General features: G+C 60.6%; 15 protein-coding genes. 7 read left to right on the top strand and 8 right to left on the bottom strand.

Annotation, left to right across the window (positions count from 1 at the left end; all coding sequences use genetic code 11):
* Positions 1 to 65: 65 nt before the first annotated feature.
* Complete coding sequence (locus tag J1G35_RS12950) at positions 66 to 758, top strand: alpha/beta family hydrolase (RefSeq protein WP_053132948.1); 693 nt, start codon at positions 66 to 68, stop codon at positions 756 to 758.
* Positions 759 to 851: 93 nt separating this feature from the next.
* Here J1G35_RS12950 and J1G35_RS12945 read toward each other — a convergent pair whose 3' ends face one another.
* From J1G35_RS12945 to J1G35_RS12930, 4 genes are all read right to left on the bottom strand, one after another.
* A complete protein-coding gene (locus tag J1G35_RS12945; RefSeq protein ID WP_223015152.1) occupies positions 852 to 2,417 on the bottom strand; it encodes a PAS domain-containing methyl-accepting chemotaxis protein in 1,566 nt (521 codons plus the stop codon).
* Positions 2,418 to 2,520: 103 nt separating this feature from the next.
* Positions 2,521 to 3,312 carry a CPBP family intramembrane glutamic endopeptidase gene (locus J1G35_RS12940; protein ID WP_223015151.1) on the bottom strand — a complete coding sequence of 264 codons (792 nt, stop codon included), beginning with the start codon at positions 3,310 to 3,312 and terminating at the stop codon, positions 2,521 to 2,523.
* A 68-nt stretch (positions 3,313 to 3,380) separates the two neighbouring features.
* On the bottom strand, positions 3,381 to 4,277 hold the full coding sequence (locus J1G35_RS12935) for a DMT family transporter (protein ID WP_053132957.1): 897 nt from the start codon (positions 4,275 to 4,277) through the stop codon (positions 3,381 to 3,383).
* A 52-nt stretch (positions 4,278 to 4,329) separates the two neighbouring features.
* Positions 4,330 to 5,955 carry a methyl-accepting chemotaxis protein gene (locus J1G35_RS12930; protein WP_223015150.1) on the bottom strand — a complete coding sequence of 542 codons (1,626 nt, stop codon included), beginning with the start codon at positions 5,953 to 5,955 and terminating at the stop codon, positions 4,330 to 4,332.
* A gap of 389 nt (positions 5,956 to 6,344) precedes the next feature.
* Here J1G35_RS12930 and aceK point away from each other — a divergent pair, with 389 nt between their 5' ends.
* Positions 6,345 to 8,066, top strand: coding sequence for a bifunctional isocitrate dehydrogenase kinase/phosphatase (gene aceK / locus J1G35_RS12925; RefSeq protein WP_223015149.1), 1,722 nt, complete (start codon positions 6,345 to 6,347; stop codon positions 8,064 to 8,066).
* 7 nt (positions 8,067 to 8,073) lie between these two features.
* Here the strand turns inward: aceK and J1G35_RS12920 are convergent, their stop codons facing one another.
* Positions 8,074 to 9,852: a hypothetical protein gene (locus J1G35_RS12920; RefSeq protein WP_223015148.1), complete on the bottom strand. Its 1,779-nt coding sequence runs from the start codon at positions 9,850 to 9,852 to the stop codon at positions 8,074 to 8,076.
* Between the two features lie 68 nt (positions 9,853 to 9,920).
* Entirely contained in the window at positions 9,921 to 10,703 is a 783-nt protein-coding gene (locus J1G35_RS12915; protein WP_223015147.1) for a hypothetical protein, read from the bottom strand.
* Between the two features lie 312 nt (positions 10,704 to 11,015).
* Between J1G35_RS12915 and hrpA the strand changes: the two genes are divergently transcribed.
* The 4 genes from hrpA to J1G35_RS12895 all read left to right on the top strand — a co-directional run bounded on the left by hrpA (position 11,016) and on the right by J1G35_RS12895 (position 17,260).
* Positions 11,016 to 14,927: an ATP-dependent RNA helicase HrpA gene (hrpA, locus tag J1G35_RS12910; RefSeq protein WP_223015146.1), complete on the top strand. Its 3,912-nt coding sequence runs from the start codon at positions 11,016 to 11,018 to the stop codon at positions 14,925 to 14,927.
* A gap of 340 nt (positions 14,928 to 15,267) precedes the next feature.
* Positions 15,268 to 16,389, top strand: a complete 1,122-nt coding sequence (locus tag J1G35_RS12905) for a beta-ketoacyl-ACP synthase III (protein ID WP_053132974.1) — start codon at positions 15,268 to 15,270, stop codon at positions 16,387 to 16,389.
* Between the two features lie 17 nt (positions 16,390 to 16,406).
* Complete coding sequence (locus J1G35_RS12900) at positions 16,407 to 17,021, top strand: RNA polymerase sigma factor (RefSeq protein WP_223015145.1); 615 nt, start codon at positions 16,407 to 16,409, stop codon at positions 17,019 to 17,021.
* Positions 17,015 to 17,260 (top strand): zf-HC2 domain-containing protein, encoded by a 246-nt coding sequence (locus tag J1G35_RS12895; protein WP_223015144.1) that lies wholly within the window; start codon positions 17,015 to 17,017, stop codon positions 17,258 to 17,260. Before J1G35_RS12900 ends, J1G35_RS12895 begins: the two co-directional genes overlap by 7 nt.
* 106 nt (positions 17,261 to 17,366) lie before the next feature.
* Here the strand turns inward: J1G35_RS12895 and J1G35_RS12890 are convergent, their stop codons facing one another.
* Entirely contained in the window at positions 17,367 to 18,710 is a 1,344-nt protein-coding gene (locus J1G35_RS12890; protein ID WP_053132983.1) for a putative porin, read from the bottom strand.
* Between the two features lie 283 nt (positions 18,711 to 18,993).
* Here J1G35_RS12890 and J1G35_RS12885 point away from each other — a divergent pair, with 283 nt between their 5' ends.
* Entirely contained in the window at positions 18,994 to 20,118 is a 1,125-nt protein-coding gene (locus tag J1G35_RS12885) for a GNAT family N-acetyltransferase (RefSeq protein ID WP_223015143.1), read from the top strand.
* Between the two features lie 9 nt (positions 20,119 to 20,127).
* Here J1G35_RS12885 and aqpZ read toward each other — a convergent pair whose 3' ends face one another.
* Entirely contained in the window at positions 20,128 to 20,829 is a 702-nt protein-coding gene (gene aqpZ / locus J1G35_RS12880) for an aquaporin Z (protein ID WP_053132989.1), read from the bottom strand.
* Between the last annotated feature and the right edge of the window lie 194 nt (positions 20,830 to 21,023).

Genomic DNA, 21,023 nt, shown 5'->3' with positions numbered 1-21,023 from the left:
GGTTCAACCCAAGCAAATGCGGCACTTGGGCTGGAGTTATAGGCAGACTGAATAGCGAGGCAAGCATGGGCAAAGAGCACAAGGCCAGTATTGACGGGGATCAATGGGCGCAGTGTGTGCGGGAACATGGCTGGCTGTGGGATGCGGCGCCGGGCGCTGCTTCGGATGATTGCGTGACATTGATCCTGGCCCACGGCGCCGGTGCACCGATGGACTCATCCTTCATGAATGATATGGCTGCACGCCTTGCCGGGCATGGCGTCAACGTGTTGCGCTTCGAGTTTCCCTACATGGCCCAGCGCCGGCTGGATGGCGGCAAACGTCCGCCCAATCCGGCGCCAAAACTGCTGGAAGCGTGGCGCGGGGTGTATGCCGAAGTGCGACGTCATGTCGCTGGGAAACTGGCGATTGGGGGGAAGTCGATGGGCGGGCGGATGGCGAGTCTGTTGGCCGATGAATTGGGCGTCGATGGGCTGGTGTGCCTGGGTTATCCGTTTTATGCGGTGGGCAAGCCGGAGAAACCACGTGTAGCGCATTTGGCCGGATTGAAGACGCCGACGTTGATTGTGCAGGGCGAGCGCGATGCACTGGGCAATCGGGCGGCGGTGGAAGGGTATGACTTGTCGCCGAGCATCGAAGTGATGTGGCTGGTGGCGGGAGATCATGATTTGAAGCCGTTGAAGGCTTCGGGGTTTACGCATGAGCAGCATTTGGAGGCTGCGGCCGTGCAGGTGGCTGAGTTTCTCAGCGCCTGTTAGGGTCAATCGGGAGCAAGCCCCCTCCCACATTCGACCGCATTCCAAGGGATGTACGCGGTTAACTGTGGGAGGGGGCTTGCTCCCGATAGCGGTCTACCGGTTGAAACGCTCGACCAACGAATACTGGGTATTCGCCGTATGCGTCAGCTCTTCACTCAACTGCGCCGAGTTCATCGCCTGCTCCGAGGTCTGATCTGCCAACAGCGCAATGGTGCTGATGTTACGGCTGATCTCTTCGGCCACCGAGCTTTGTTCTTCGGTAGCGGCTGCGATCTGGGTGGTCATGTCGGTGATATGCGCCACGGCTTCACTGATGCCCACCAACGCCTGATCGGCTTCCATCACCCGCGCCACACCCTCTTCGGCCTGGCGATGCCCGGCGTCCATGGTCTGCACGGCGGCGGCAGCGGTTTGCTGCAGCTTGGCGATCAGGGCATGGATCTGCCCGGTCGACTCAGCGGTGCGCTGCGCCAGTTGGCGGACTTCATCGGCGACCACCGCAAACCCACGGCCCATCTCCCCGGCACGCGCCGCTTCAATGGCAGCGTTGAGCGCCAGCAGGTTGGTCTGGTCGGCAATGCCTTTGATCACGTCGACGACGCCGCCGATCTCGTCGCTGTCCTTGGCCAGTTGGGTGACGGTCACGCCGGTTTCGCCCACGGCCACCGACAGACGCTGAATTGCCTCGCGGGTTTCCCCGGCGATATCGCGACCGCGACCGGTCAGGCGATTGGCCTCCTGGGTAGCGTCGGCAGTGCGCTGCACATGGCTGGCCACTTCCTGGGTGGTCGCGGCCATCTGGTTGACCGCGGTGGCCACCTGCTCGGTTTCCACGCGCTGGCGTTCCAGGCCGCTGGAGCTGTTATGCGCCAGGGTATTGGACTGGGCCGCCTGGTCGTTGAGGTGCTCGGCAGTGTCCTGCAGGCGCGTCAGGCAGGTCTTCAGACGTGCCTCCTGGCTGAGGATCGACATCTCCAGGCGCGCCTGGGCGCCACGGCTGTCGGTGTACATCTGCGCGATCAACGGGTCGGACGTGGTCTGTTCGGCCAGACGCAGCAAGCGCTTGAGGCCGCGCTGTTGCCAGCTCAGGCCCAGCAGCCCCAATGGCACCGACAAACCCGCCGCCAGGGCAAAGCCCCAGTGGGAGTTGAGCGACACACCGATCATGAAACTCAACTGGCTGATCAGGATGAACGGCAGCCAGTCCTGCAACACCGGTAACCACTTGTCCCGCTGGGGAACGGCCGACTTGCCCTGGTTGATGCGTTGGTAGAGCGCTTCGGCACGGCGGATCTGCTCGGCGGTGGGCTTGATGCGCACCGATTCGTAGCCGACCACCTGATTGCCTTCGAAGACCGGCGTCACATAGGCGTTAACCCAGTAGTGATCGCCCGTCTTGCAGCGGTTCTTAACGATGCCCATCCATGGCAAGCCTTGTTTGAGCGTTGACCACATATGCCCGAACACGGCCGCTGGCACGTCCGGGTGACGGACCAGGTTGTGCGGGGCACGCACCAGTTCGTCGCGCGAGAACCCACTGATTTCGACGAACGCGTCGTTGCAGTAGGTGATCACGCCTTTGGCATCTGTGGTGGAGATCAACCGTTGCTGAGCGGGGAAGGTACGTTCGCGCTGGGTAACGGGTTGGTTATTACGCATGATTGTTCAATCCGCAAGGCTTTCATTGGGTATCGGCGGTAACGGGGGTTTATTTAACTTATTTTTGCAACAATCGGCGGGTTGCTCCTTCATCGAAGGGCTATCAACCCGCGAGCATCGGATAGGTAAACAACCCGAAGTGAAGCAGATTCAAACCAAAGTGCGTGGCAATCGCCGCACCCAACCCGCCAAACCGATAAGCCAGGCCATACCCGACCCCGGCGATGCTGGCCAGCAGGACCCAATGCCAGCCCGCGCCGAGATGCACCAGCCCGAACAACAATGACGCCAGCAGCAGCGCGAGGTTTTCGCCATAGGGCAGGTGTTTGAAGCGCAGGTGTAGGCCGCCTTGAATGTAGCCACGGAACAGGGCTTCTTCCACCAGGGTCACCAGCAACAGGTTGTTGAGCACCCACAGCCAGGCCGGGTCCGGCCATTTCGGTGCCCAACTGATCACGCCCAGCAGGACGGCACCGCCCAAGGCCGCGATGGCGGTGAGGGTCAAGGCCAGCGCGGTGACGCAGATCGACACACGCCACGAGCGCCGCGCCACGATCCAGGGGCAGGCCAGCAGCAACCAGAAGCCGATCAATGGCTTGTCCTGGTTCAGGTACATCGAGAAGGGCACGGCATCGGGGGTAAAGCGCTGCGGGTCAATGCCGCGTCCGTTATAGAACCCTGGCAACCAGTGCATCGCCAGGCTCAGGGCCAAGACGATAAACAGCCCGTGCCCGAGGTAACGCGCCCACGGCGTGCGTTGCTGGCGTACGGCGTACCCGGCGACCAGCAGCAGGGCGACGGACACTGCCGCCAGCACGCCCAGTTGTCCGTAGGCCAGGGCCATTGCATAGCCTATGGAAAGGAGCACCAGGTACAGCCAGGGCAATGAGATCATGGGGGAGTCCTTGGAAAAATCAGCCCGCGATTATAGCGACCGTCCCAGTGTGCTCGCATGAAACCTGTCTACAGCGCCTTGGCGAGTTTCCCCGGCCGCAGCACCAGCCACAATGCCCCCGCAATCAATACCCCGCCATACACATGCGCCATCGATAACGGTTCATCCAGCAGCAACGCCCCCCACAACACCCCAAACGGCGGTATCAAAAAAGTGGTGGTCATCGACCGCACCGGCCCGATGGCCGTGAGCAGGCGGAAGTACAGCACGTAGGCAAACGCCGTACACACCAACCCTAAGCCCAGCAGCGACAACCACACCGACCACCCACCCCAACTGGCCGGCGGATGGAGCGCGGCGTTGTAGGCGAAGAAGGGCAGCAGGAACAGCGTGGCACCGAGCATGCTGCCCAGGGCGGATAGGCGGCTGTCGAGGCCCCCCCGCTGGTCCAGCCAACGCCTGGCGAGGAAACCGGCAAAGCCATAACAGGTGGTGGCCAGCAGGCAGGCCAATGCTCCCATCAACAGTTCCAGGTCGAACGCGACCGGCCCGGCGCGGGTCAACACGCCCACGCCGAACAGGCCCAGGCACACCCCGGCGATTTTCGACGGGGTGAGGCGTTCGTGGAAAAACAGCCCGCCAATCAACACCCCCATCAACGGCGTGGTGGCGTTGAAAATCGCCGAGTAACCCGCCGGCAGCACCTGGGCCGCCACCGAATACATGGTCGCGGGGATCCCGGAGTTGATCACGCCCAGCAACAGCACGGTCTTGAACTTGCCCTGGAAATTCCAGCTCACCCGCATCACCGCCAGCATCACCAGCAAGCCGGCGGCGGCAATCGACACGCGGAAAAACGCGGTCGGCAGCGTGCCGATCTCCGGCGCGATGATGCGCATGAACAGGAAACTCGCGCCCCAAATGGCGGCGAGCCCCAGCAGGTAAAGGGTGTCGACAGGTCTCACGCAACGCTCCTACATCGATAAGGCGGCGAGTGTTGCATGACACTCTCAATGATTACACGACAAACCGCGTCACCAAACCGTTGAGGTCCACCGCCAGGCGCGACAACTCCTGGCTGGCGGCCGAGGTCTGGGTGGCGCCTGCGGCGGTCTGGGTGGACAGGTCACGGATATTCACCAGGCTGCGATCGACTTCCCGCGCCACCAATGCCTGCTGTTCGGCGGCGCTGGCGATCACCAGGTTGCGTTGGCTGATCTGCGAGATGGCGGCGGTGATTTTCTCCAGGGCAGTGCCGGCGCTGTTGGCCCGTTGCAGGGTCTGGCCGGCGTGCTCGGCGCTGCTGTTCAAGGCGGTGACCGTATCCAGGGTGCCTTGCTGGATGCCGGTGATCATTTGCTCGATTTCTTCGGTGGAGTCCTGGGTGCGTTGCGCGAGCGAACGCACCTCGTCGGCCACCACCGCAAAACCACGCCCGGCTTCACCGGCGCGGGCGGCTTCAATCGCCGCATTGAGCGCCAGCAGGTTGGTTTGCCCGGCAATGCCACGGATCACTTCCAGCACCTTGCTGATGTCCTGCGCTTGCACGGCCAAGCCTTCGGCCTTGTTCGAGGCGCCGAGCACTTCGTCCACCAGGTTCTGGATCGAGCTGATGGTTTCGCTGATCTGGTAGTGACCGTGCTTGCTGTCTTCATCGGAGGCCTGGGACGCCTCGGCGCTGGACACCGCATTGCCCGCCACTTCGTCCACCGCTGCGCTCATCTCGGTCACGGCGGTGGCAGCCTGTTCGATTTCATCGTTCTGCGCCTGCAGGCCACGGGTGCTCTGTTCCATCACCGAGCTCATCTCTTCGGCGGCGGAAGCCAGTTGCTGCGCCGATTCGCTGATACCCCGGATGGTGGTCTGCAACTGCGTCTGCATGGTGGCCAGGGCGCTGAGCAATTGGGCCGGCTCATCAGTGCCACTGACGACAATCGGCTGGCTCAAGTCGCCGCTGGCGATGGTGCGCGCTACACGCAGGGCCTGGCCGATGGGGGTGGTGATGCTGCGGGTCAGCAGCCAGGCCAGTAGCAAGGTGGCGATCAGTGCGACGGCGATAATCAGGCCGACAATCCACTGTGCGCTCGAATACATCTGTGCGGCCGAATCTGCCGCCGCTTCGACGCCGTTCTGGTTAAAGACGATCAGGTTTTCCAGGCTCTGACTCAGGATCGTGCCCTGGGGGGCGAGGCGGCTGACGAGCAGGTCGAGCGCGTCTTGCTGTTGATCCTTGTCCACCAACGCGACCATCTGCCCGACGATGGCCAGGTACGTCGCGACATTGGCCTTGAGCGTTTTCAGCAGTTCGCGCTCTTCGTCATTGCTCAGCAAGGTTTCATGACGATCGAGCAGGGCTTGCAGTTCGCTGCTGGTGCGGGTGATCAGGCCTCTGCTGGTGTCACGCACGCGAGATTCGTCGGTGCTCACCAGGCGCAGGGATTCCAGGCGGACAGTGGCCACCAAGGCCGCACTGTCGTGGATATTCTCGATGCTCGGCATCCATGACTGTTCAATGACCAACGCGCTTTCGCGCAGCTTGGCCATCTGGCCCAGGCCAAACATTCCCACAATCACCAGCAAGCTGGCCAAAACCCCAAAACTCAGACTGGCACGCAGACCGATCCCCATATTCCTCAATGACATCTCAATGCTCCTTGGGCGATTAGAACCTGCTCCCGGATCGGTCTTCGGACCTTGTTAGGGTGGGAGAGGGCGCGCTGTATATCAAAGTGCCATCAAGGTAGTAATCGGGGTTTCCCTTAGCTGGATGCAAAGCCCCGCGGAGCGTGCGTGTCCGTGCTGGCTGGCAGCTTTCGCGCTTCTATGTCCCAGGCCACGGTACTAAAGGCGTGTAGATCAAACACGGTGCGACTTTTTGGTGCGTTTATTGACCGTATGGTCGAATTAAAAAATTGAAAATAAATGTACGGAATGAACAAAGTTGTACAACGCAGTGCAAAAAATGACCCTTCTCCTGCCTTCGTACACTGGCTAAGCTCAGGGCTTCCAGATGCCCGTTCGAGGTTTCCCGCATGTCGCAATCCACGCCTGCCGTCGCTATTGCCCGCACGATCCTCGACGGCTTCGACGATTACCGAGAGCACTTCCGCCAGATCACCGATGGCGCTCGCGAGCGCTTCGAAAAGGCCCAGTGGCAGCAGGGCCAGGCGGCGTCGGCGGCGCGGATCAATCTGTATGAAGAGAAGGTCGTCGAGGTGATCAGGGGCCTGCGCTCCCGTTTCGATGAGGCTGATCTGCTGGATATCGACCTTTGGCCCTTGGTGAAAAGCGCCTACATCGGCCTGATCGACCTGCGTTTCGACGATGAGTTGTCCGAGACCTGGTACAACTCGATCTTCTGCGGCCTGTTCAGCCATGACCTGATCAGCGACGGCTGCATGTTTATCCACACCACTCGGCCAAGCCTGCGCCGGGCGCGGGCGGCACAAACCCGCACCTATGCGCCTGTCGGCCAGATTCCCGAGATGCTCACGCAGATTTTTGCAGACTATGGTTTCAGCGAGCCCTACGCCGACCTGCCTGCCGACCTGCGCCGCCTCGAAGTACAACTGCGCGAAAACCTGCCGGACTGGGTGTGCAAGGACCCGGACCTCAAGGTCGAGCTGTTTTCCTCGGTGCTCTACCGCAATAAAGGCGCCTATCTCGTAGGGCGCATCTTCACCCGCGACGAACAATGGCCCCTGGTGATCCCTTTGCTGCACCGCGAAGGGCAGGGCATCCAGGTCGATGCGCTGATCACCGATGAAGCCGAGGTGTCGATCATCTTTTCGTTCACCCGTTCCTACTTCATGGTCGACGTGCCGGTGCCGGCGGAATTCATCGGCTTTCTCAAACGCATCCTGCCAGGCAAGCATATTGCCGAGTTGTACACGTCCATCGGCTTTTACAAGCACGGCAAATCGGAGTTCTACCGTGCGCTGATCAACCACCTGGCCACCACTGACGATCAATTCATCATGGCCCCCGGCGTGCGTGGCATGGTCATGAGCGTGTTCACGCTGCCGGGTTTCAACACCGTGTTCAAGATCATCAAGGACCGGTTTTCACCGTCGAAAAACGTCAATCGCGCCACGGTGATCGAGAAGTATCGCCTGGTCAAAAGCGTCGACCGCGTGGGGCGCATGGCCGATACCCAGGAGTTCGCCGACTTCCGTTTCCCCCTGAGCAAGTTCGAGCCGGAGTGCCTGGCTGAATTGCTTGAAGTCGCGGCCGGCACGGTCGAAGTGGAAGGCGAAACCGTGCTGATTCGCCACTGCTGGACCGAACGGCGCATGACCCCGCTCAACCTCTACCTGGAAAACGCCAACCCCGCCCAGGTGCGCGAAGCCCTGGAAGACTACGGCCTGGCGATCAAGCAACTGGCGGCGGCGAATATCTTCCCAGGCGACATGCTGCTGAAGAACTTCGGCGTCACCCGCCATGGCCGTGTGGTGTTCTATGACTACGACGAAATCTGTTTTCTCACCGAGGCCAACTTTCGCCATATCCCCGCGCCGCGCACGCCCGAGGATGAAATGGCGTCCGAGCCCTGGTACTCCATCGGCCCACTGGATGTGTTCCCGGAAGAGTTTCCGCCGTTCCTGTTTGCCGATGCCGGCCAGCGCAAACTTTTCGCTGAGCTGCATGGCGAGTTGTACAACGCTGATTATTGGAAAGGCCTGCAGGAGGCGATTCGCGCCGGTAAGGTTATTGATGTCTTCCCGTATCGGCGCAAAACGCTGGATGACGCATAGTCGTGGGTCAGCCCTCGGGGGCGAGAGCAGCTTGGCTGGTGGCCGGGGACTTGAATGTAGGGTCCATTTTCTCGAAGGCGCAGGTCAGATCATAGTTGATGTCCTTGATTATCTTGCTCTTGTTGCAAAATTTGGCTCCTTCCAGCACCTCGTGGTTAGTCTTTAAGGCAGAGGGTCTGGGCAGTTTAACCTCAAGCAGGATCAGTGCTTTTAGTGTCACTTGTAGCTCAAGTTCCCTACGTCGTTCATCGGCTGAAGGGCGTTTTGGTTTGGCGCCTGGCGGGGCGTCAAAAAGCTCACCGTTGGCCCAGGCGTTGCGCAGTTTCATCACGGCTTCGCGGCCTTCAAAGGCGTTCCGTGACAGTCTCACGCCTTCTATCCCGGAGTGTTGAGCCTTATATAGGGCGCGATCGAATTCAGCGAGTGCTTCGTCGTATCGCTGCACGTTGCTTTGGGTCATCGCCAACGCTGAACCGTCGAGCGCAGGATTGATGGCTACCGGCTCAGTGGCCGTTGAGTCGAGCGCTTTTGCCAGGATGACTGCCTGTTCCAATTCCCTGCGCCGCAGGTCGTGGATGTTTCCGTTCAACACCTTCCCAATGCTGCTGCTGAGCGTCAGTTCGCCCGCCGCCCAGCTATTGCGCAATTGGCTGATGGCGTTCCTGATGAATTGCAGTTGTTCCGGTTGCAATGGATCTGGGCGGCCGTTGGCAAGACCTTCCAGTCGTCCATCGATCTGCGCGATCTCTTTTTCCAGCGCGGCCACATGGCGTTGAATACGCTCTGCCTGATTTTTGCTCACCTTGGTAGTGATGGGAGAGTGGGTGATGCTGAACTGTGCGCCTGTTGCGGCGGGAGGGGAGCTGCTATCCAATTTGTTGAAGGGGTCAGAACTCCAGGCATCCTGAGCGGCAGCGCTGTCGGCGGTAAACAGCGTTGGCTGATGATCGAACTTGAGCCTCTCATTCGTTACGTTCTGTTCAAGTTGCTTTCTGAATTGACTGGACTGCATGGCTGACGAGTTCGGTACAGGTATGCCACGTGACTTAAGGCGGTCAGTCAGTGCGAGGACTTTCAGGCTGGTTTTCGAGCTTTCATCCAGTTCGCCGGTGAGCCAGGCGTTGCGGTGTTCACCCAGTGCCTTGTGGGCGCCGAGGTAGCTGTTTTCCAGCTCGGCAGTGGGTACTCGTCCTGCGCTTTTCTGCAGGATGGAGGACATGGCGTCGTTGAGCGCTGACGCTGTGTCGTCGAGACGGTTTATGTGCTTTTGCGCGCGTTCGTTTGCGGGACCGTGAAGGTTGTGTGTTGGGTGGGGGACCTTTCCCTGTGCGTAGAGATTCCTGAAAGACGCATAGGTGTTGCGTTCCTTGATCCAGGTTTGAATCTCCTGTATCGAAGCGGCGTTTTCTTGTGTGTCATCAATGCTCTTCCCATAAAAAGCTGCGAGTTTGCGGTCGTATGTCGCAATCACGTGGTCAGTCCTCGCCATGCGCATGCTGGCGAGCTGACGGTCAATGCCCTGGATTGCGTCATCCAGTGGCAAGAGCGGTGTAGGTGAGGGCAGGATGATGGTCGGTGCAGGGCCCGCTTCGAGCGGCGCAGGTTGGGCATTGGCGAACAGAAAAGGGGCGATGGGTTCGCTGTGCTTCGGGTGTTTGAAGGCTTTTTTGATGTTGGCGAAGGCTTTTGAAAGTTTGTTTTTCCTGGGTATTTCATTGGGCTCTGGCAGGGGGGCGGTGTGGACAGGGATTGGCACGTAACGGTGACTTACAAGGCTTGTTTGCATAGGGTGGCCGCTCTCGTTTTGGCGTTAGTCATGTGCGTCGATAAAAAATCGTGCCGTGTGGGCCGGCTTTAAATCTCAGCTTTTTTCAAGCCTTCGACCATGAATAGAATCTCTACCAGGGTCTGATCTGCATTCCGGTCGGTTAGATATTCTTCTCGGTAATCCTTTTTCGCGACGGTCCACAGTTCTGCGATCGAGTCTTTCAAGTCGGTTTCCCGCTGTGCTCGATAAACGGGTACGAAGTTATTGGCCAAATGGCTGAGCCCTCGGGAACTGCCTGCAAACTTGCCACTGGCCCAGTCAGACCTGAGGCTATGTATTTTCTGGCCCAGTGAGGCGACTGTATCTACATCAATAGACGTTCCACCCTGCCCATCACGCGCGCGCAACAGCGTGCCCAGTTGTTCGGTGTTCTTGAGCAGGTCGTCGAGACGCCGCACATGCTTCAAGGCTTGCGCCAGTGCTCTGCCGGAAAGCGCTGGATCAAACATCAGCCCCTCCTCGTCAGGGTATTCATAGGCACCCACAGCCTGTTCGTTGATGGGTGGCAGCCCGCCGTCCTCGACATGCTCAGGCAGGGGGCTGTCTTTGCCCATGGCCTGCCAGTAGGTCGGAGGCAAGGAATGAGGCAGTCGTGCTTCAAGCAGCCTGACTGAGTCCGGATGCGTATCTTCGGCATATCGGTCTACCTCATTGAAGTAGTCCTCAGCAGCACGATAGCGGCGCTCCGGCGCGAGGTCCCGTTCGGTGTCAGACACCGGCGTTGCAGCACGCGGGATGTCGCCGTACGTGCTGGTGGTGTGGGCTTCCCAGGTGGTGATGGGCAGGGATGAAGTCGGTGAGATGGGCATGAGGGTTTTCCAGGATGAGTTGAGTGTTCAGTGGATACCAACAACGCGTATTGCACGCCGGCACAGTAGACTGCGGCGACTCATGGGCAGCCATTCAGTTGCTTCGGTGAGTCCCGTGTGAAAAGTGGAGGTGGCCTGTGAGGTGGGGGTATTCCAGGCGTCTTCCAACCGACCGTTGCACCGAGAGTCCAGGGGTTTTCCGGTGATCAAACGGGTTGCCTCGTTCGCAGGGACTGAAATCTGCGACAATTGCCGCCTACGATTTCGTCACCGCAGGCTTACCTGCCTCACTAAAAGACCTTTGCGTACCTGATGACTGACCAAGCGCCCGTTCTCGACCAACTGCTGAAAAACCTCGACCACGCCATGCTCGCCGACCGCCACCGCTTGCGGCGCCAGTTGCTTGAGCTGCGCAAGAAGCCCGACGAGGAAAAGTTGGCGCAGTGGGTCACGCGCATGCAGGCGTCCTGTGCCCAGGTCACGGCGCGGCGCGCCAGCCTGCCGGTGATTCGTTACGACGACAGCCTGCCGATCGCCGCCAAGCGCGATGAGATCAAGGAGGCGCTGCTCAAGCATCAGGTGCTGATCATTGCCGGTGAGACTGGCTCGGGTAAGACCACCCAGTTGCCGAAGATCTGCCTGGAAATCGGTCGCGGCCAATACGGCCTGATCGGTCATACCCAGCCGCGCCGGATTGCGGCGCGCAGTGTTGCCAGCCGCGTCGCCGAAGAGTTGGCCACGCCCCTGGGCGCGTTGGTCGGCTATCAGGTGCGCTTCGAGGACCAAAGCGATTCCAACACCCTGATCAAGCTGATGACTGACGGTATCCTGCTGGCGGAAACCCAGAATGACCGCTATCTGGAACGCTACGACACGATCATCGTCGACGAAGCCCACGAACGCAGCCTGAACATTGACTTCCTGCTCGGTTACCTGAAGACCTTGCTGCCGCGTCGCCCCGACCTGAAAGTCATCATCACCTCGGCGACCATCGACCTGGAGCGTTTTTCCAAGCACTTCGACGATGCACCGATTGTCGAAGTCTCGGGCCGCACGTTCCCGGTGGATACCTGGTATCGCCCGCTGACCCTGGAGCAGGACGAGGAGGGCAACCGCGTCGAGGACGACTTGACCGTCGACCAGGCGATCCTCGCCACCCTCGATGAAATCGCCGCTTATGAGCGCAGCGAACGGCGCAGCCCCGGCGATGTACTGGTGTTTCTGCCCGGTGAGCGCGAGATTCGCGACGCGGCCGAGATGCTGCGCAAGGCCCAGCTCAAGCACACCGAGATCCTGCCACTGTATGCACGCCTGTCGCCGGCCGAGCAGCAGCGGATTTTCCAATCTCACCCGGGCCGTCGCGTGGTACTGGCGACCAACGTCGCGGAAACCTCGCTGACTGTGCCGGGTATCCGCTATGTGATCGACAGCGGCACCGCACGCATCAGCCGCTACAGTTATCGCGCCAAGGTGCAGCGCCTGCCGATCGAAGCGATTTCCCAGGCCAGTGCCAACCAGCGTAAAGGCCGTTGTGGCCGGGTTGAGCCGGGGATCTGCATTCGCCTGTACAGCGAAGAAGACTTTATCGGGCGCCCGGAATTTACCGATCCGGAAATCCTGCGCACCAACCTCGCCGCCGTCATCCTGCAGATGCTGCACCTGCGCCTCGGCGAAATCACCGACTTCCCGTTTATCGAACCGCCTGATGGCAAGGCCATCAGCGACGGGTTCAACCTGCTGCAGGAACTCTCGGCGGTAGACCGCAACAGCCAACTGACTCCCCTGGGCCGCCAGTTGGCGCGTCTGCCGGTGGACCCGCGCATGGGGCGCATGTTGCTGGAAGCCGCCAAGCTCGGCAGCTTGCAGGAAGTGCTGATCGTTGCCAGCGCCATGTCGATCCAGGACCCGCGCGAGCGCCCACCGGAGCGCCAACAGGCCGCCGACCAGGCCCACGCACAGTGGAAGGACCCGGACTCGGATTTCGCCGGCTTGGTCAACCTGTGGCGCGGCTTTGAAGAACAGCGCCAGGAACTGACCGCCAGCCCGTTGCGTAACTGGTGCCGCAAGAACTTCCTCAACTACCTGCGCCTGCGCGAGTGGCGCGACTCCCATCGCCAGTTGAGCCTGATCTGTCGCGATATGCAGCTCACGATCAACAAAGAGCCGGCGGACTTCCCGAAATTGCACAAGGCCGTGCTATCGGGACTGCTCAGCCAGATCGGCCAGAAGACCGAGGACGGCGATTACCTCGGCGCGCGTCAGCGACGCTTCTGGATTCACCCGTCCTCGGGGATCGGCAAGAAACGCCCGCAATGGCTGATGACCGCCGAACTGGTGGAAACCACCAAGCTGTACGCGCGCATGGTGGCCAAGATCGACGCGGACTGGATCGAGCCGCTGGCCGGGCACCTGATCAAGAAAAACCACTTCGAACCGCATTGGGAGAAGAAGCGCGGCCAGGTGGTGGCGTTTGAGCAGATCACCCTGTTCGGGCTGATCGTGGTCGGGCGCCGGCCGGTGCATTACGGGCCGATTGACCCGGTGGTGTCGCGTGAGTTGTTTATTCGCGAAGGCCTGGTGCGTGGCGAGATCCAGTCCCGCGCCAAGTGCCTGACGGCCAACCAGCAACTGCTGGAGCAGCTCGACGAGCTGGAAGCCAAGGCGCGCCGCCGCGACATCCTGGCCGACGAGGAGACCCTGTACGCCTTCTACGACGCACGGTTACCGGCAGAGATCCACCAGACCGCCACCTTTGACAGCTGGTACAAGGTCAACAGCCAGAAAGATCCGCAGTTGCTGATCATGCGCGAGGAAGACGTACTGGCCCGCGAGGCCAGCGAGGTCACCGCCACGCACTACCCGGACACCCTGCACCTGGGCGATCTGGAGCTGGCCCTGAGTTACCACTTCGAACCCAACCACCCGCGCGATGGCGTGACCCTTCGTGTGCCCGCGCCGCTGTTGCCGGCCCTGCCGCCGGAGCGCCTGGAATGGCTGGTACCGGGGGTGATCGAAGCCAAATGCATCGCCCTGGTGCGCAACCTGCCCAAGGCCCTGCGCAAGAATTTCGTGCCGGTGCCGGACTTCGTCAAGGCCGCGCTGCAGCGTATCGAGTTTGCCCAGGGCTCGCTGCCCCAGGCATTGGGGCGCGAGTTGCTGCGCATGACCGGGGCGCGGGTCAGCGATGAGGCCTGGGCCGAAGCCGCGCAACAGGTGGAAAACCATCTGAAGATGAACCTGGAAGTGGTCGACGGCCAGGGCAAGTTCCTCGGCGAAGGCCGCGACCTGGCCGAGTTGACTGCGCGGTTTGCCGAAGCCAGCCAGGCCGCGTTGGCCGTGCCGCAAACTGCGAAAAGCCAGCAGCCGGTGGAGGCCAAGGTGTTCGCGGCGGTGGCTGAGAAAACCCAGCAGAAGATCGCCGGGCTGTCGATGACGGTTTACCCGGCGCTGGTGGAAGAAAACGGCACTGTAAAAGAGGGACGTTTTTCCACCGCTGCCGAGGCTGAGTTCCAGCACCGCCGTGCGTTGCAGCGCCTGCTGATGCAGCAATTGGCCGAACCGGCCAAATTCCTGCGCGGCAAATTACCCGGCCTCACTGAACTGGGCCTGATGTACCGCGAACTGGGGCGTATTGATGCGTTGGTGGAAGACATCCTGCTGGCCAGCCTCGACACCTGCGTGCTGGACGGCGAAACCAGTTTGCCGCGTGACGGTGCCGGTTTGGCGGCGCTGGCTGAACGCAAGCGTGGCAGCTGGACCGAACACGCCGAACGCCTGGCGCGCCAGACCCTGGAGGTGCTGAAACTCTGGCACGGCCTGCAAAAGCGCTTCAAAGGCAAGATCGACCTGGCCCAGGCCGTGGCCCTGAACGACATCAAGCAGCAACTGAGCAACCTGGTGTACCAAGGTTTTGTGCGCGAAACCCCAGCGCAGTGGTTCAAGGAATTGCCGCGCTTTCTCAAGGCCATCGAATTGCGCCTGGAGAAACTGCCAAGCCAGGTGCAAAAGGATCGAGTGTGGAGCAGCGAGCTGGGCGGGCTGTGGGCGCAGTATCAGAACCGCCTGAACAAGCACGCCCAGGAAGGCAAGCGCGATCCGCAGTTGGAGCTCTATCGCTGGTGGTTGGAGGAATATCGGGTGTCGTTGTTTGCCCAGCAGTTGGGCACCAAGGTGCCGATTTCCGACAAACGCTTGAGCAAGCAGTGGAGCCTGGTCGAGGCCTGATCCCTTTCTCGGTTATCCAGACCAGACAGGTCCAAATGTGGGAGGGGGCTTGCCCCCGATAGCGATGTGTCAGTGACAGAACCTGTGTCTGGTACACCGCTATCGGGGGCAAGCCCTCTCCCACATTAGTAATCAGTGAGCTTTGAACAGTGGCATATGGCGCCAAATCCCTGGGTTTGTGGCAAACTTCGCCGCTATAAATGCCGGGATCGTCGCAAAAGTCTGCGGCGCGATGGAATAAAGCGTTGCCAGTTTGATGTCCGCTGGGCGGAATAAAACTACTTACGGTTTGGTACGACGGTACCAATATCATCTGCCTGACAGATTTAGAGGAACGATCGTGCATAACGTCGTCATCAGCGGCACTGGCCTTTACACCCCTGCCAACAGCATCACCAACGAAGAACTGGTGCAGTCTTTCAACGCCTACGTGCAACAGTTCAACAGCGATAACGCCGCCGCCATCGAGCGCGGTGAGGTGCAGGCGCTGACGGAGTCGAGCGCCGCGTTCATCGAAAAGGCGTCGGGCATCAAGAGCCGCTTTGTGATGGACAAACAAGGCATCCTGGACCCGCAGCGCATGGCCCCACGCCTGCCGGAACGCAGCAACGACGAGTGGTCGGTACTCTGCCAGATGGCCATCGGCGCCGCCGAACAGGCCCTGCAGCGCGCCGGCAAGACCGCCGCCGACATCGACGGTGTGATCGTCGCCTGTTCCAACCTGCAACGTGCCTACCCGGCCATCGCCATCGAAGTCCAGGAAGCCCTGGGCATCGCAGGCTTCGGTTTCGACATGAACGTGGCGTGTTCCTCGGCGACCTTCGGCATCCAGAATGCCGCCAACAGCATCCAGCTGGGCCAGGCCCGGGCGATCCTGATGGTCAACCCGGAAGTCTGTACCGGCCACTTGAACTTCCGCGACCGCGACAGTCACTTTATCTTCGGCGACGCCGCCACTGCCGTGATCCTCGAACGCGCCGACCTGGCGACCTCCGAGCATCAGTTCGACGTGGTGAGCACCAAGCTGCTGACCAAGTTCTCCAATAACATCCGCAACAACTTCGGCTTCCTCAACCGCGCTGCGGAAGAGGGCATCGGTGCGCCCGACAAGCTGTTCGTGCAGGAAGGCCGCAAGGTCTTTCGCGACGTGTGCCCGATGGTCGCCGAGCTGATCGGCGTGCACCTGGAAGAGAACCAGTTGAACGTGGCCGATGTGAAGCGTTTCTGGCTGCACCAGGCCAACCTGAGCATGAACCACCTGATTGTGAAGAAGCTGCTGGGCCGCGAAGCCACGGTAGAAGAAGCACCGGTGATCCTCGATACTTACGCCAACACCAGCTCGGCAGGTTCGGTGATTGCGTTCCACACCTACCAGGACGATCTGCCCAAGGGCGCCGTCGCGGTACTCAGTTCGTTTGGCGCAGGCTATTCGATCGGTAGCGTGATCCTGCGCAAGCGTTAAGACAATCGAGGTCTTGAATGGCAGCAGCGGACGACGCGCACCTGCTTGAGCGACTGCTCAAGGGCGAGCAACGGGCCTACAAGGAACTGGTCACCACGTATCAAAGCGCAATGCGGGCGGTGGCGTATGCCATCGCTGGCCAGCGCCATGCCGACGAAGTGGTGCAGGACGCCTGGCTGTCGGTGGTGCGCAACCTGGCCAAATTCGAAGGGCGTTCCAGCCTCAAGACCTGGCTGCTGACCATCACTGCCAACGCCGCCAAGGGGCGCTACAAACAGAATCGTCGGGAAGTGCTGCTCGACGATTTGCCTTCGCCCCACGGCACCATCGGCGATGACCGTTTCACCCCCGATGATGGCCACTGGGCCGTCGCCCCGTATGCCTGGCATCAGGACACCCCGGAAGCCCTGCTGACCGAGGATGAGCTGCGCAACTGCCTGGAACATACGCTGCTGAGTCTGTCTGAACTGCAAAGCAGTGTGCTGGTGCTGCGTGAACGCCAGGGTCTGGAGCTGGAGGAGATCTGTAATCTTCTGGCGCTCTCTCTCTCCAATGTCCGAGTGCTGTTGCATCGAGCACGGCTTAAAGTCTTCGCCACGGTGGAGCATTTTGAGGAAACGGGCGAATGTTGACCTGTAAAGAACAAGTGGCACGTTCCAGTGACTATCTCGATGGGCAATTGACCTTTCGCGAGCGTCTGCTGGTGCGTCATCACTTGATGTTCTGCCCGAACTGCCGACGGTTTATCCGCCAGATGCGCCTGATGCAGGCGACGTTGCGGATTTTGCCGGACGACCCGGTAAAGGATGTGGATGCCTTGGCGCAGCGACTGGTTGCCGAGCGGCTCAAGGATCAGAACGGCGGGGAATAAGCAGGCTCGCGTGGATGAATCGGACGGATGATGGGGATCGATCCACCCAGGCGAGACTGTTGCAGCCACCTCGGGCGTCCTTGCCCGAGGTTTTGAACACGTCTCTTTAGAACTTGGCTTCTGCATCCAGCTGGAAGGTGTTGGCTTTGGCGCTACCGTCCACGAGCGTGCGGCTGTAGGTGTCGGTCTTGGTCAGGAAGTAGGTGGCGCCGACGGCGAAGTTCTTGTCGATGTCATAGCCAACCTTGAACTTGTGACCACGGGAACCGGTGAAGCCGCCACCGAAGTCCGAATCCGTGAAGGCACCCACCACGGCGTTTTTCTGCACGTCGCGATAGTTGTAATCCAGGTTGAAACCGAACACCTTGGATTTGGCACCCAACAACCAGGCAGTGTCCGCATCGTCGACAGCGTCGTTGTTTTTCACGTACTGGCCGTAGAACGACAGGGGAACCGCCAGGCCGCCGATATCGACTTGACCGAAGCCTTCATACAGGCGGAACTCGCCGTTAGGGGTGTTGCCGTTGGTGGCCAGCACGTTCGGGGTGCTGGTACCGGAGGCACGGCTGTCTTCATCGTTCTGGTAGGCGTAGACGCTGCCGCCCAGGGTCATTTTCAGGTTGTCGGTCAGCGAGAAACGGGTCCCCAACTGGCCGGTGGTCAGGCGCAGGTCGTGGCGGTACTGCACGCCGTCACCGTCCACGTTGTCCTTGAGGTTGTAGTTACCCAGGCTGCCGAACAGCTCGGCGCTGCCGCCCAGTGGGTACTTGTAGGTGACTGCCAGGCCTTCCGGGTTGATGTCGCTATCCCAGATCACATCGCCCATGTTGACCCATGGCTGCAGCATTTTACCGCCAATGATGTGCAGGTTTTTGATCTGGTCGGGGTGGTAGTCGATGTAGCCGAGGTCCAGCCAGATCGATTTTTTATCGAAGTAGCCGTCCAGGTCCTGGTTGGTGGAGCGCGCGTCGCTGCCGCCGCCGGTGGCGATACGAATACCGGTGTCCACCTGTGGGTTGATTTCGGTGTAGGCGCCGAGGCGCGCGCGGATGCGTTCGCGATCCTTGTCACGACCGGTGACGCCGGCGCGGGTAACGCCATTTTCGCCTTCGACCTTGATGGTCTCGTGGCGCATGCGCACATCACCCTTGAACTGAGTCTTGGCCGCCCAGGCCAGCTTCTGGTCGAAGCTGCTCAGCTCATTGGTTTTCTTCGCGGTGGCCGCGATCTGTTCGTTGGTCTCTTGTTGAGCTTGCCGTGCGATCTGCTGTTCTTTCTGGTCTTTGGCCAACTCGTTTTGCAGTTCGGTGTACTGCGAAGCGGTGATCTGGCCGTTGGCCTTGAGCATGTCGAGCAATTTAGCGTCGACTGCAGCGCTGGCCGGAACGCTCAGGGCCAGTAACAGGCCGCCGCAAAGGGCCGCCGCAGTTTTAGTGGAAGCAAGACGCATATCAATCTCCGAAAGTGAGGAGGGATGGCAAACCATCCAGGACACAACCGACCGATGACGGACGGAAAAATAACCACCTGCTAGAACCAGGCGCTCTAAAAACAGGCGTCAGTATCACGATCGTTTATGACGCCGCAGTGGCTAAGTGATGTCATCTACATGACAAATTATTTAAGAATGGAACTATTGATTTAGAGCCTTGTCGGGCGATTTGGGGGTGTGCCCGGACCGGCGATAAGCGATACTCGCGAGGCTTTCAAGCCCTGAAGTAGTGAGGATGCCGATGCCGCTGCAACGCCTGCTGAGCCTGTCCGAAATAGCCCCGCAGACCTGGGATGCCCTGGTGCCGCAGGCCCAACCGTTCGTGCGGCATGCCTTCCTGAGCGCGCTGGAAGACAGCGCGAGCGTCGGACCGCATTCGGGCTGGCAAGCGGAGCATTTATTGCACTGGGAGGGCGAGCGACTGGTGGCAGCACTGCCCAGTTATCGCAAATGGCATTCCTACGGCGAGTACGTGTTCGATCATGGTTGGGCCGATGCCTGTGAGCGCGCAGGTATCGACTACTACCCCAAGCTGCTGACAGCGGTGCCGTTCAGCCCGGTCAGCGGTCCGCGCCTGTTGGCGGCCAGCGCCGATGATGGTTTCGAACTGCTGAAGAGCCTGCCGGGCTACCTGGAAATCGAAGGGCTCTCCAGCGCGCATATCAACTTCACCGACGGCTTGGCCGATGAGGCGTTAGCCCAACAACCGGGTTGGTTGCAGCGCCTGGGTTGTCAGTTTCACTGGCAGAATCGCGGCTACCGTGACTTCCAGGATTTCCTCGACGCCCTCAGTTCCCGCAAACGCAAACAGATGCGCAAGGAGCGCGAACAAGTGGCGGGGCAGGGCATCGACTTCGAATGGTTGCAAGGCCACGAGCTGAGCGAGGCGCAGTGGGATTTTGTCTATGCCTGCTACGCCAATACCTACGCGGTCCGCCGCCAGACACCCTACCTGACCCGCGAATTTTTCAGCCTGCTCGCCGAACGCATGCCCGAGGCGATCCGTGTGGTGCTGGCCAAGCAAGGCACACGCCCGGTGGCCATGGCTTTCAGCCTGATCGGGGGCGACAGCTTCTACGGCCGTTACTGGGGTTGCCTGGCGGAGTTTGACCGGCTGCATTTCGAAACCTGCTTCTACCAGGGCATGGATTACGCCATCGCCCACGGCCTGCAACGCTTCGACGCCGGCGCCCAGGGTGAGCACAAATTGATTCGCGGGTTTGAACCGGTGATCACCCGGTCGTGGCACTACCTGCGCCATCCCGGGTTGAAGAATGCCGTGGAGGATTTCCTCGAGCGCGAGCGGGTGGGGATTGTGGCGTATGCCGAAGAGGCGAGGTCAGCCCTGCCTTACCGGCAGGGCTGACCCTTTGCCTCAGGCCGGCTCCTCCTTGCCCAGCCATCGATAGACAACACCGCCCGCCACCGCACCGAGGATCGGCGCGAGCCAGAACATCCACAATTGCTGGATCGCCCACCCGCCCACGATCAAGGCCGGGCCGGTACTGCGGGCCGGGTTGACCGAGGTGTTGGTCACGGGGATGGAGATCAGGTGGATCAACGTGAGGGCCAGGCCAATGGCGATGGGCGCGAGGCCCTTCGGGGCACGGTGGTCGGTGGCGCCGAGGATGATCAGCACGAACATGGCTGTCATCACCAGTTCACAGACAAACCCCGCTGCCATTGAATAGCCGCCCGGCGAATGCTCGCCATAGCCGTTGGAGGCCAGCCCGCCGGCCAGTTCAAAGCCCGGCTTGCCGCTCGCGATGAAGTACAACAATGCGGCGGCGACTACCCCGCCGATGACTTGGGCCACGATGTACGCCGGTAACTCCCTGGCCGGAAACCTTCCGCCCACTACCAGCCCCACCGATACCGCCGGGTTGAGGTGACAACCGCTGATATGTCCGATAGCCACCGCCATGGTCAGCACGGTGAGCCCGAACGCCAGGGCCACGCCCAACAATCCGATCCCGACAGCGGGAAACGCGGCGGCCAACACCGCACTCCCGCAACCGCCCAACACCAGCCAAAACGTACCTAACCCCTCTGTGACTGAACGCTTGAACAAAGACATGCAACACGTCCTTGATAGATCGCTCTACCCATCAGTAAATCAGTAATGCTCCCTGCAGATTTACTTCAGCGCCCGTCTGGGCACTGCACTGAGTACAGCACGGTTTTTACACAAATCCAGGCCACCAAATGTGGGAGGGGGCTTGCTCCCGATATCGGTGGGTCAGTCACCACATTTTGCGACTGACACTCCGC

Origin of the sequence: Pseudomonas sp. SH10-3B, from assembly GCF_019891415.1 — a bacterium.
Taxonomy (GTDB): domain Bacteria; phylum Pseudomonadota; class Gammaproteobacteria; order Pseudomonadales; family Pseudomonadaceae; genus Aquipseudomonas.
This window is presented reverse-complemented; position numbering and strand designations above follow the sequence as displayed.